We start from the raw sequence: 12,538 nt of genomic DNA, 5'->3' as shown, positions 1-12,538 counted from the left end.
ACAGTTTAATTTAAATAAAATTTACTAAAAACTTATGGCGTCATTTCTTGGTTACTCCCATGAGGATCTTCCTGATTGGGTAAAGAAAGTTGAGCAATTTCCGGTTGTGCTGTATGTTCTTAAATGGGCATTGATCGGCACACTGGTCGGAGGTTTAACAGGTATAGGTTCTGCTCTGTTTTTATGGGGACTGCATTGGGCCACTGAATGGAGAGAACTTCACAAATGGATCATCTTCGCATTGCCTGTGGGTGGATTCTTGATTGGGGCCTGCTACTATTACTTAGGTCAGGATGTTGTAAAGGGTAACAACCAATTATTAGATGAAATTACAAAACCCAATAGAATCATTCCTTTGAAAATGGCTCCTTTGGTAACCGTTGCAACTATTGCTACTCACTTTTTTGGTGGATCTGCAGGCCGAGAGGGTACTGCCGTACAAATGGGTGGTGCGATTGCTGATCAGTTTACAAAACTCTTTAAACTTGATAAATACGACCGTAAGATCTTGATTATATCGGGTATTGCCGCTGGTTTTTCATCCGTATTTGGAACTCCACTTGCCGGTGCAATTTTCGGTCTTGAAGTATATATCATAGGAAGAATGAGATATGAAGCCATTTTCCCTTCTTTCTTCACGGCAATTGTAGCAAATTATGCTACACATACTTTGGGTCATCATTTGGGCATCACACACACTGAATACCATATTCCTATTGTTCCTGAAATGACACTACAGAATTTATCACTTTGTGTTTTAGCAGGTATTGCTTTTGGTTTAACAGGGATGCTGTTTTCAAAAGCTTGTCATTACTGGGGTGGTTTATTCAAATCAAAAATTGCTTATGCTCCTTTAAGACCAGTGATTGGCGGTATTGTATTAGCCTTGGGTATTATGGCTGTCAATTATGATCAAGGTTTGGATTACAGCAATTATGATTTAAAATATTTTGGATTGGGAGTACCTACCATTGTCGCTGCTTTTGATACACAAATGCATTGGTATGACTTCTTGATGAAAACCCTTACCACTTCCTTTACTTTAGGTGCTGGTTTTAAAGGTGGTGAAGTAACACCATTATTCTATATCGGTTCTACATTAGGTTCGTTCCTTTCTAATCATATTTCCTTACCTGTTGCACTTTTAGCAGGAATGGGCTTTGTGGGAGTATTCAGTGGTGCTACTAATACACCAATGGCTTGTACTATGATGGGTATTGAATTGTTTGGAGCTCCATCAGCAGTCTTTATTGCTGTGGCATGTATTACTGCTTATATGTTTTCTGGACATACAAGTATTTATTCCTCTCAGATTGTAGGGTCGGCTAAAAATCAGGTAAAAGAGCATGAAAAAGGCAGTACTTTATCTGAAATTGAAGTGATAAGAGAAGCGGAGAAAAAACATATTGAAAATAGAGAAAAGGGAGATAAAAAATAAAAAAATCACCACTAGTTCTTATTCAAAGAGAACTAGTGGTGATCTTATTATAAGCTATCTAAAGATTACTGTGTTTTTGTACCGAAAAAGGTGTGACGCTCTAAAAACCAGTTACTCTGTTTTGAACTTCTCTCCTCTTCCTCATTAATTAACTCATCTAGTGACAGATCACCGGAACCACGAGTTACAACGCCATCTTGATTAAAAATTGATGTATCTGTAATATCTGTCACAGTACTCAAAATTAGAATATTGTCAGTAGTGAAAGGCTCTGAAACACTTAATAAATCAGGGTGCCCGATCAGAATTTCATCTTTATAATCTCCATTTGCAGTTTTCATGATCTGTTCTGTATTATTCTCCACAGATGAGTTTGTAGTTGGGAATAACAATTTCATAGAGCCATCACTTGTCAATAAAAATATAAAGAGGTAACGGTCTTCCATATTCCAATTGTTGTAAAGGTTTTTATCCTTGTAAAGCGCTAAACCATATTCTTCACCTTCTACCAGTCCACCACTCTTTACTAAATCACCATTAGAATTTTTCTTCAAGGCAAATTTAAAGGGGAAGTTAGCTGAATTTGGAGGCACTTCCATCGTCAACCATCCTTTCAATTCCCCCAGTCTACCTGCATAGTCTGTCAATGTAAAGATTCTATGAGGAGCAACCCAATCCGTATAAGCGGGCAAAGGATTCTGTTTTTCTTCTTTTTGAGCTGCGTACCTTACCCAAGAATATTCCAACTCATTTTTTTCATTGAAACGGCCTATTAATCGGTAATCAAATTTTTCCAAAGGTTTTACAGGCTCTACTTTTGGAAGTCCTGACAAATCACCATTCAACTGCTGATAAACTTTAGTACCTGGAGGAACTTCGATATAAATCTTGTTATAAGACGGATCAAGTTTTGATGAAAGCTTTTCAAGTTTCTCAAACGAGGGCACTTCATGTCCAAATGAAACTGACTCTGAAGAAGAGTAAAAACCTTTCCATTTATCCTTAATCTTCCTTACTACTAAACCTACTTTTTCTTCATAAGGAGCATACTCCAAGAGACCTTTGTCATTCAATAATATACTTAGCTCTTTCAAAGCATTAATTTCGATATCAGAAATACCCATTTCCCCAAAATGTACTTTCAGGCGATTCTTGTTATAAGGAGCCCACTTTGTCACCTTCACCAGATCACCTTCTGTCAACTTTTTATCACATTGAATTACTTTTCCATAACAGCCATTCACTCCAAATAAAGCAGTCACTTCTACCACCACTCCTTTTGTTTCATGTGTAAGTTGTGTTCCAGGGACAATACCAACAGCACTTCCACCATCTAAGGTAATCTTATACTTATTTTCAGCATCAACTATACCTACCTGTACGCCCATTGTGGGATCAGAAACACCTCCAAACAAAGGCTTTTGCATTCTCTCTTCACTCCCTTCTATTACAGGGTCTTGTCTTGGAACAGCGTTATAAAGAATGATAGAGTTGACACGTTTAAAAATATCTTCCGCAGATTCATTAACCGCACTCATTTGCATCGCTTTCATCAAGGCATATGTAAACACGCCATGAGACTGACCTCTGTTATCTTTATATTCTTTTGCCAATTGATAATCCTTAGCTGCAGATACTACTAAAGCTCCTCTTTCTGCCGCAGATTTTTGTTTTTTATAAACCTGATCAATATCGATGTCACTGATCGGAACATAACGCGACTGCAGACTGTTAAGGTCAATAGCTCCTCTCGTACCAGAGCCACTGAAACAGTTGTCAAAAATGACCGTCAACTCTGCGTCTTTATCCAAAATTCTATTGAGCAAGGCGTTAATTTCTACATCCAATAAAAAATCATTTGTTTTTAAAACATCCGAAGGAACTATTGCTTCATGCTTTTTGTCTAATTCATAAAATTTAGAATTTTGAATTTGAGCACCATGACCGGCATAATATATACAAATCTGATCTCCTTTGTCAGCCGCTTTTATCAGTTGGTTAAAAGCCTTGACAATAGATTTCTTAGTGGTTGTTTTTGGGGTGGTAAGCAAAGTCATGTCTTTTGTACTAAAACCATATTTAGATTTCAAAAGATTGTACATTACCGTTGCATCATTAACAGCTCCATCAAGGTCTTGCCACTCAGCATACCTTTCTTTATCTGAATCAATATAATGATCTATTCCAATCAATAACGCTTTTTTCCCTGAGGAGTAAGAAATTTGACAGATTGTGAACAAACAAAAAAACAAAAAATAATTTTTTAGTTTCATTCTCATTTTTTTTCTCTTTATTGTATAATATACAGTTGAATGTTACAGATTTTCAGTTTAAAATGTTAATTTGTAACTAACAAGTCAAAAATTAAATTCTAATTTTCTCACTTATGCTGCACCTGAATTATTACACTTAAAACCCTTGAACGTCAGTTAAATTAACTGCAATGGAAAATATAAACAACGCCTAAAACGTTATAAATACAATACATTAATTATATCAATAAAACCATGTTCAAGTCCTTAAGGTGATATTGATTCATGTACAAATAGAAGAATATTAGAATTCTAATATAGCATCTTTTTTCAATACGAACACTACATTTGCTTTTATATGCGAGTCCTCAACTTATTACTTTTTCTACTTACTGTTATTCTTTTCCCGGCTATTGCTCAAAATACTGCACCCTCTGTCAACTTAGATGAATTAGTAGAAGAACTGAAAATTGAAAATCGAATTGGGTATTATCTCGATAAGGATGAAACAGATTTCGATCGATTAAAAGAATCTCCTGATGATTATTTTATCAAGTTTAAAGAAGACCTGAACTTTGGTTTTCTTGATAAAACATTATGGGTGAATATACCGATTGAGCATGATGTTGACCATAATAAAAACTGGTATTTTGAGATTGCCAATCCCAATATTGACTATTTAAAAGTCTATTTGGTAGCAGAAGGACAAAAAAACCATATCTCTTGGGAACTGGGTGATATTTTCCCATTCAACTCCAGAGTGATCAATCATAGAAATTTTGTAATTCCATTCGAACTAAAACCAGACACCAAATACAATGTGTTTGTAAAAGTATATTCTAGTAATGGTATCAATTTGCCCATGAAGATCTATACCGGTGATGCTTTTTTAGAGTACAGTCTTTTCTCTGAAATGCTTTACGGGCTTTACTTTGGGATTATATTAATCATGGTTCTCTACAATTTGATGATTTTCTTCTCTTTAAGGGACGTCAATTATTTATTGTATGTATTACCTATTTTAGGCAATGTGATTTACTTCTCAAGTGATAGTGGTCATAACTTCCAGTATTTACACCAGTGGAGTCCAGGACTTCAAAAATATATTGCTCCTTTAGCTATTAGTTTCTGGATTGTCACTTCAGCCATCTTCACTCTTTCTTTCTTGAAGGTGAGAAACTATTCTAAATATGTCTATGGTGCCTTGATTGGAATGATTACACTTGGCGCATTGATGTTTGTTTATACTTTCCTTGGCAATTATCAAACGGTCATGGAACTCTCCAATAAATCGACTTCCATCAATGCAATAGTCCTTATTTCATCAGGTATTTATATTTACAGAAGAGGAAATAAATTTGCCCGTTACTTTATACTGGCTTGGGCATTTTTTACGATGGGAATCATTACCCACACCCTTACTACTGAAGGCCTCATTCCTTCCAACTTATTCATTACAAGATATGCTTTGGCCTTTGGTACGATCATGGAAATTATGCTTCTTTCATTGGCATTAAGTGATAAATATAAATTCATACAAGAAGATACCGAACGTATTCAAGAGTCTTTGATCCAACAACAGGAAAAAGACAGAAAAACACTTGAGAGAAGAGTAAAAGAAAGAACCCGTCAGCTGGATAAAGTTTCTCAGGAGACAGACCGTTATACAAGAAAAATTGAGGATGCTTATGGTGAAATCCAATCCATGAATGCCTCATTGGAGAAACAGAATGAAGAAATTGAAAACCAGAAAAAAGAGCTTTCAAAAAAGAACGAAAAAATTACAGCCAGTATCAATTATGCCCAGCGAATTCAGAATGCTATTCTTCCAAGTATTGAAGCTATAAAGCATTCTTTCCCTGAGTCTTTTGTACTATTCAAACCAAAAGATATTGTATCAGGTGATTTTTACTGGCATCATGATACTCCTTCCCATGCGTATATAGCTGCCATTGACTGTACAGGACACGGTGTTCCAGGAGCTTTTATGTCAATGATTGGCGAACGCTTACTGAAACAAATTGTTATTGCAGATAGAACCACGGACCCAGGAATTATCTTAGATCAACTCAACCACTACATCAAAGTGGAATTGCATAAGCAAGTAGAAGGAAAACGTGCACTGAAAGACGGTATGGATTTATGTATGTGTGTGTATGATAAGAAAAATTCTATTCTTACATTTGCAGGGGCTAAAAACCCTCTTTACTATATTGAGAATAATAATTTCGGACATATAAAAGGTGATAAATTCAGTATTGGAGCAGCAGATCCTGATGTTTTTGAGTTTACTACCCACAAAGTGAGAGTTACTTCACCTACTCACTTTTATATTTCTTCCGATGGTTATCAAGATCAATTTGGTGGTCCTATTAATAGAAAAATTGGTGGCAGGAAGTTTAGAGATTTGCTGGATATGATACACAAACTTCCTATGGATAAGCAGAAAATGGCTTTAGATCAGTTTTTATTAAGATGGATGACCGGTGAAGGTAAAATTGAACATCAAATAGATGATATACTCGTGATCGGTTTTCATCTTAAACCATAACTTCAACAATGCGTAAATTTTTATTTCCTCTAATTTTTTTGATTTCATTTTATACTAATTCATTTGGACAATGGAAAAATGAAAACCTGAAAGGAAAATGGATAGGTACAGCTGATTTTGATTTATACCCTGATTTAATGTTTGTAGATATTGATTCAGTCATCAAAGTAAAGCTTTTCTATCATCAAGAGGAAACAGATAAAGTAAACGAGTATACTGAAACTTCTGATTCTTTAAAGTTCATTATTGACACTCCTTCAATGGCCGCTTCTTACAGAGGGGAGATATTGAATGATTCTACCATCATGGGTAAGTTTCAAGTGGGCTACAAAGAATTTGATTGTAATTTGATCCGTCTTTCCCCTATTCATATTGCCGATTTAGGTAATCTTTTGGGGTACTTTAGTTTTGAAGACGGGCGTATTATACAAATTGAGCCTTTCTATATTGATGGTTCCATTAATCCTTTAAGAGTTTTAGATTTTAAGAACGGGAAGCAAAGAGTGCTTTATCCAACTTATAAGGATGAGCGTCAGATCACGTTTGCAGCCGGACCCAAAATGGCTTCTTCTTATCCTACCGATTTTACAATCACCCTCTATAAAAACGAAAATGGCGAGGCTGAACGTCTTCAATACGATTCTTACACTGAGGGCACTTCTCTGAAAGAAGGAAAGAGACTTCAGGAACTTAGTGATTTTAAAGATATAAGTGTCAAAAACGACAATGTTGAAATTGAAGGTACTTTAACCTATCCTAATGTTGAAGACAAGAAAGTACCACTTGTTATTTATGTACCAGGTGCAGGCGAACAATTTAGAGGAAGCATTTTTGATGAATATGTAAAAACACTTCCTTACTATGGAATCGCAACCTTTGTCTATGATAAAAGAGGTTGTGGCGTTTCTACTGGAGACCGTAAATCAGCTGATTTTTATGACCTTGCTTCTGACTTGAAAAAAGTGATTCATAAGCTGAAAAAAGCAAAACGTATTGACGAAGAAAGAATTGGTCTTGTAGGTTTTGATCAGGCAGGATATGTGATGCCTTTGGCGGTTGAGGATGAAGAAGATATTCAGTTTATCGTCAACATTTCAGGAGCTATGTGTAAGTTTGTTGATCAGGAAAGACAAGCTTTGGAAAAAAGATTAGTAGCGGATGAATTTACTCCGGAGGATGTAAAAATCACATTAGAATACCAAGATGAATTAATTAAATATTTAGCCTCTGGTGAAAAAACTGAAAGTTTGACCAAAGCACATGACAGAATTTTAGTCACTCCTATGATTGAATATGTTACAACTCTTGATGAGACTGATTACATTGAATGGTGGAAAAAATATTACGATTTTGATGCTAAAAATGCTTGGGAAAAAGTGAAGGTTCCGGTTCTAACACTTTATGGTGAAAAAGATAATTTATTAGATCCAACTGTAAGTGCAAAGAGAGTATCTACTTTTAAAAACGCTTCAGTTTTCGACACAAGAATTCTTCCTAAAGTTAATCATCTTCTAATTAAAGGTGGAAAACGCGGAGATGTTCAGTTGACTGAGATTGAAGGATATCATCCATTTTTATTTAAGACAATTAATGAATGGATTGGATCTCAAGTAGGATTAATAAAATAGACACTCAGTAGTCAGATAAAAACTACTTTTAAAATAATCACACCTCTTAAATTTCAAGAATGATTTTTAAGAGGTGTTTTATTTTGATTCTGCTTTAACAGTAAAGCCCAATCATCTAAGTTTTGATATTCTTATTATAAGTCTCAAAAAAGAAAGCTCGTGGTATATAAGAATTAGTTAACAAAATCACATAAATCATAGGCTCCTACATACTCTAAATCATTGGTAATCTGTGTATGAATCCAATTATTAATATTTTGAACAAGAGTATCTATGTTATATTCAACATCACGACAGATATTGTTTAATAAGAAATCATTGATGAAATGGTTTCCATTATGAAGTTGGATTGATTCATTATTGATTTCAATAGAGATCATGATATTGTGTTCATCATGGTTAAATGTTTTACCATAAAAATAATTTGTAAAAAGATCATCTCCTGGGTAAGAACGTGAAACAGATGTTTGATTATCTGTTTGTTTCAATAAAGTTTGACGTTGATTCGTATTATATTCAGCAGGATATAATTGTATATTTACTGTACTCTTAATGAAAAAATGTAAAAAGCTAAAAAAGTAATGCAAAAATATGAATCATCCTCTAATTATCTATGATTGTTCCCCAAAAATAGATCGCCCTTAATATCTATTTTACAGAAGTTCAGTAAAATCTATTCTACATCTCTTATCACTGCCTTAATTAAATTCATTTTAGACAATGCACCTCCTGACAAGAACTTTACTAACCAATTTTCTTTCCATCTTAAGGTTTTAAAAATCTGATTTTGATCTAATCCTTTATGATGCAACTCGGTAATGGAATGAAAGGAAGATTCTAAAAAGTTAAGCTTATCAGTTAGCTTCTGTTTAGGGTTTTCTAACTGCGGATTGTGACTGCAAAACATTACTTTAAAATCGTATGCTAATATTTTTTTAATAGAAGAAATTTGCTGAGCTATGCTTTCACTATTTAGGAAATAACCAATATAAGAATTGATGTATAAGTCTGCAGAAAACAGCCACTTTTGAGTGGGTTCATACAAAGCCACCATATCAATAGCATGACCAGGTATTTTAATTATCTCAAAAGTATGGTGCTTGGTTTTGATCTCATTTTCAATTGGAATTAAATCATGATACACTTCTCTTTCACCCCATGTGATCTTTTGAGCAAAACTTATTGAAGGAGGATGATACATCATTTCAGCACATTTTTCAGAACTGTAAATTGGGCATTGAAATCTCTCTTTCAAAGGAATTATATTACCGGTATGATCCTCGTGATGATGTGTAATAAAAATTTGTTCAATGGGTAAATGATCCACTTTATCGAGCAAGACTTTCCGTACTTTACTTTGTCCTGTATCGATCAATAAGCCATCAATAAAATAGATGTAAGTAGAAAGGTTTGGTTTTCCAAAGGGACTATAACCAAAACGGTAGCCCTTTACATTTTCATAGGTTAGTTCTTCAGTGGTAATCATTTGAGGTGTTGTTTATTCATTTTAACTCTCAATAAACAAAATTATTATTAGAATTAAAATGAATAAACACTTTTGCAATATCATACTAAGGTATAAGTAATACTTTACTTGAGCTCTTTCCTCCTTCTAAATATTCATGTGCCTTCTGCCCTTCTGAAAGTTTAAAGCTTACTGGTTCCTTTATTTTGACGAAGCCTTTTTCAATCAATTCAAAAAGTGCATTCGCTCTAGTCATTCTTTCATGATGATTCACTAAGTAACTCCAAAGATCACCGCCTGTCAAGGTCTTACTTGTATCCATCAGCATTCTAGGATCAATCGCTACGGGATCTCCTCCACTCATACCATAAAATACTACTGTGCCTGTATCTTTCGTCACTTCAAAAGAATCCATGATTGTTGCACCGACACTGTCATACACAACATCAACTCCATTTCCTTCAGTGATTTCCTTTACTTTTTCTACCCAAAGATCATCCAATTGTAAAGCAAAATCAGCATTGGTATCAAGAATGGTTTGTAACTTATTTTCACTACGCGTAAGTCCTATCACCTTGGCTCCTTTTGATTTACAGATTTGAGATAAAATTTGACCTACTCCACCTGAAGCGGCATGAATTAAAACCGTTTCACCTTCTTTTACTTTATAACTATCATTGGCCAAATAATGGGCCGTTAGACCCTGTAAAAGAACAGAAGCGGCTAAAGAAAAGTCTACTTTTTCAGAGATAGGAATCACATGTTCTTCAGGTACAACAATGTATTCTGCGTTAGCAAAAGGAACATCTGTATAAGCAATTCTATCGCCTATTTTGTATTGATCTGATTTAGATTCTACAACAACCCCAGCACCTTCATAACCGGCAATAAATGGAGGTTGACCTTTTAAGTGATAATTTCCTTTTCTTCTATAGATGTCAGCAAAATTAAGTCCGATGGCTTTGTTCTCCACCAATACTTCATTGGCTTTGAGTTCAGGTTTTGAAACTTCAATATATTCTAATACTTCAGGTCCACCAAAACTTGAAAAAGTAAGTGCTTTCATTTTTATATTTAATCGATTGGAAGTAAAAAAAGTATACCACATAAATGATATACTTATAGATGTTAGTGCAATACTAGTCAAATTTAGATTTCTTACCTATAGATTCAAATAAAACTGAAGCAGAAATGTTTCACACTTATCTAATTATAAATTCATGGTGTAACTTTATTCCTTTGTTGTAGTTGTATTGTTCTGATTCCAGCAAGGGCACCAAAAGTGGATATACACAGGAAAAATGGAGGAAGTAAACTTCTTAGAAGTTGTGATCCATAAACAACAGTCATATATATCATTACAATTAAATAAATTAAACAAAGTACACCCATACCAATAACAAACGCTTTTGAAAGTATTTTTTGTTTCCCTCCTAATTTCAATTCTTTTATAGCATCATTAAACTGATCGACAAAATGATCATAATTTTCTTGAACAGAAGGTGATTTTTTAGGGGGATGAAATAAGAATTTTGCATTACTAAATTGCAAATGTAAAGGCGTTCTATCTCCTGACATCACTGAGGCTCTTCTAAACTCATAGCTCTCAAGGTCTTCAAGCTCTAGTATTTGCCCATTAATTGTAATAGTTTTTTCATAAAATTTAATCTCTATTTCTTCCCAATGGATAGCACTAAAGTTTAAATAATAGGCAATACATAATACTATCATCAACAGCAATATAGAAATTGTATAAACATTTAATCCATAAAACAGAGGAAAAAACAACCCAGCAAAGTTTATCGTTAGGGCAAAATAAAATACAGTCATCGGGTATTTTATTGAATGAAATTTATATGTCATAATTGCGAGAGAATAAATAGTTTTGAATTAAGAGGAAAGAATGAAGAATTATGATGGTAATTAAGCCACAAGGCATTGTGCCTCTACAAAATGATACCTTTTCAACTTAGTAGCTCATCTATTTGAAAGTAGAACCTTTGTAGAGACACAACAAGAAGCATAATTCTTCATTAAAAAAGTTCCATAACTTTTCCTAATACTTAGATTTGAGATTTATTTTAATGTTGATGAAATGATTTAGTAATAAACTCCAGTACAGTAGGCAATGCACTTCTCCAATACGTCCACGTATGTCCTCCATCTCTGACTCTGTACTCGTGAGGAATCTTTTTATCTCTCATCAGGATATGCATTTTACTATTTCCTTCATATAAAAAATCATCATCACCACAGTCAATATACCAGCGGAGTTTGTTGTTCCATTCTATCTCCTCAGGAAGTTGTTCCATCAATACCAAAGGATTGTTTTTATCATAGTGAGCTTGTATCTCTTTTTTCGATTTCCCTTCATAATAAGGTGCCATTTCCTTTTTCCTTTGTTCGAAATCTGCTTCTCCAAACCATGCACTTAGTGGACAAGCAGCCGCAAATAATTCAGGGTGACGTAAGGCATAAATAAAGGTGCCTCCACCTCCCATACTCAAACCTGCAATAGCACGGTAACGCTTTTCATTTCTTGTTCTGTAAGTGGCTTCGATATGAGGCATTAATTCTTTAAAGAAATAATCTTCATAGTTCCACTTTCCATCAATATTGTTTGTATAACCGATTCGATCCGTATCAGCATCTGGCATAACAATGATCATAGCTGTAGCAGTTCCTTTTTTAATGGCTTTATCAGCAATCTGCTGTACTTCACCAAACTGCACCCAACCTGTGTGATTGTCACTGTAACCATGCAATAAATAAAGCACAGGATAGCTTCTCTCTGACTTTTCATACCCTTCCGGTAAATAGATAGAATACTTTTTCTCTTTACCCAAAATTTCACTCTTTACAGTTTTAGTTTCAAAGACTTTAGAGCCTTGGCTAAAAAGTGAAGATGACACAGAAAAAAGTGATAATGTAAGTAGTGTTTTTAAAAAAAAATTCATTCGTCTGTCAATAATAAGTTTAAAGCTTGAATCTAAAAAGAAATAGTTAAAAAGGGAAGAATTATGAGGTAAGAGTTAAGAGGGATGAATGAAAAATTGAACTTATCTACATCGGTACATAAGGCTATAGTTTTACGTTTTCCTTGTGGGTCCACGTTCTTAATACCATTAATTAAGGGTCAGTACCAAAAGTTGGGCACAGACCATAATGTTGCTACCTTTGTAATATTATGAATGACGATTTATT

At 34.3% G+C, this 12,538-nt stretch carries 9 protein-coding genes; 3 read left to right on the top strand and 6 right to left on the bottom strand.

The window, feature by feature from the left end; all coding sequences use genetic code 11:
• Positions 1-34: 34 nt before the first annotated feature.
• Positions 35-1,438 (top strand): voltage-gated chloride channel family protein, encoded by a 1,404-nt coding sequence (locus HHU12_RS25675; RefSeq protein WP_169659598.1) that lies wholly within the window; start codon positions 35-37, stop codon positions 1,436-1,438.
• A gap of 65 nt (positions 1,439-1,503) precedes the next feature.
• On the opposite strand, the gene HHU12_RS25670 is transcribed toward HHU12_RS25675, so the two are convergent.
• Positions 1,504-3,711, bottom strand: coding sequence for a caspase family protein (locus HHU12_RS25670; RefSeq protein WP_169659597.1), 2,208 nt, complete (start codon positions 3,709-3,711; stop codon positions 1,504-1,506).
• Between the two features lie 337 nt (positions 3,712-4,048).
• Between HHU12_RS25670 and HHU12_RS25665 the strand changes: the two genes are divergently transcribed.
• Together HHU12_RS25665 and HHU12_RS25660 are read left to right on the top strand one after the other, a co-directional pair.
• Positions 4,049-6,241, top strand: a complete 2,193-nt coding sequence (locus tag HHU12_RS25665) for a 7TM diverse intracellular signaling domain-containing protein (RefSeq protein ID WP_169659596.1) — start codon at positions 4,049-4,051, stop codon at positions 6,239-6,241.
• Between the two features lie 8 nt (positions 6,242-6,249).
• On the top strand, positions 6,250-7,869 hold the full coding sequence (locus HHU12_RS25660; protein ID WP_169659595.1) for an alpha/beta hydrolase family protein: 1,620 nt from the start codon (positions 6,250-6,252) through the stop codon (positions 7,867-7,869).
• A 173-nt stretch (positions 7,870-8,042) separates the two neighbouring features.
• On the opposite strand, the gene HHU12_RS25655 is transcribed toward HHU12_RS25660, so the two are convergent.
• The 5 genes from HHU12_RS25655 to HHU12_RS25635 all read right to left on the bottom strand — a co-directional run bounded on the left by HHU12_RS25655 (position 8,043) and on the right by HHU12_RS25635 (position 12,291).
• Positions 8,043-8,357, bottom strand: coding sequence for a hypothetical protein (locus HHU12_RS25655; protein ID WP_169659594.1), 315 nt, complete (start codon positions 8,355-8,357; stop codon positions 8,043-8,045).
• Positions 8,358-8,542: 185 nt separating this feature from the next.
• Positions 8,543-9,355, bottom strand: coding sequence for an MBL fold metallo-hydrolase (locus HHU12_RS25650; RefSeq protein WP_169659593.1), 813 nt, complete (start codon positions 9,353-9,355; stop codon positions 8,543-8,545).
• 85 nt (positions 9,356-9,440) lie between these two features.
• Positions 9,441-10,400: a quinone oxidoreductase family protein gene (locus HHU12_RS25645; protein WP_169659592.1), complete on the bottom strand. Its 960-nt coding sequence runs from the start codon at positions 10,398-10,400 to the stop codon at positions 9,441-9,443.
• A 152-nt stretch (positions 10,401-10,552) separates the two neighbouring features.
• The gene (locus tag HHU12_RS25640; protein ID WP_169659591.1) at positions 10,553-11,164 is read right to left on the bottom strand and encodes a hypothetical protein; all 612 of its coding nucleotides are present in this window, start codon (positions 11,162-11,164) and stop codon (positions 10,553-10,555) included.
• 251 nt (positions 11,165-11,415) lie between these two features.
• Positions 11,416-12,291, bottom strand: coding sequence for an alpha/beta hydrolase (locus tag HHU12_RS25635; RefSeq protein WP_169659590.1), 876 nt, complete (start codon positions 12,289-12,291; stop codon positions 11,416-11,418).
• Positions 12,292-12,538: the final 247 nt, after the last annotated feature.

Origin of the sequence: Flammeovirga aprica JL-4 (genome assembly GCF_012844305.1) — a bacterium.
Classification (GTDB): Bacteria; Bacteroidota; Bacteroidia; order Cytophagales; family Flammeovirgaceae; genus Flammeovirga; species Flammeovirga aprica.
The sequence above is the reverse complement of the archived record's forward strand: the minus strand, read 5'-3'. Positions and strand labels throughout refer to the sequence as shown.

What these genes read in the sequence shown, in the direction of transcription:
- HHU12_RS25675 (WP_169659598.1), top strand. Translation starts at nt 35, where the DNA reads ATGGCGTCATTTCTTGGTTACTCCCATGAGGATCTTCCTGATTGGGTA.
- HHU12_RS25670 (WP_169659597.1), bottom strand. Translation starts at nt 3,711, where the DNA reads ATGAAACTAAAAAATTATTTTTTGTTTTTTTGTTTGTTCACAATCTGT.
- HHU12_RS25665 (WP_169659596.1), top strand. Translation starts at nt 4,049, where the DNA reads ATGCGAGTCCTCAACTTATTACTTTTTCTACTTACTGTTATTCTTTTC.
- HHU12_RS25660 (WP_169659595.1), top strand. Translation starts at nt 6,250, where the DNA reads ATGCGTAAATTTTTATTTCCTCTAATTTTTTTGATTTCATTTTATACT.
- HHU12_RS25650 (WP_169659593.1), bottom strand. Translation starts at nt 9,355, where the DNA reads ATGATTACCACTGAAGAACTAACCTATGAAAATGTAAAGGGCTACCGT.
- HHU12_RS25645 (WP_169659592.1), bottom strand. Translation starts at nt 10,400, where the DNA reads ATGAAAGCACTTACTTTTTCAAGTTTTGGTGGACCTGAAGTATTAGAA.
- HHU12_RS25640 (WP_169659591.1), bottom strand. Translation starts at nt 11,164, where the DNA reads ATGACTGTATTTTATTTTGCCCTAACGATAAACTTTGCTGGGTTGTTT.
- HHU12_RS25635 (WP_169659590.1), bottom strand. Translation starts at nt 12,291, where the DNA reads ATGAATTTTTTTTTAAAAACACTACTTACATTATCACTTTTTTCTGTG.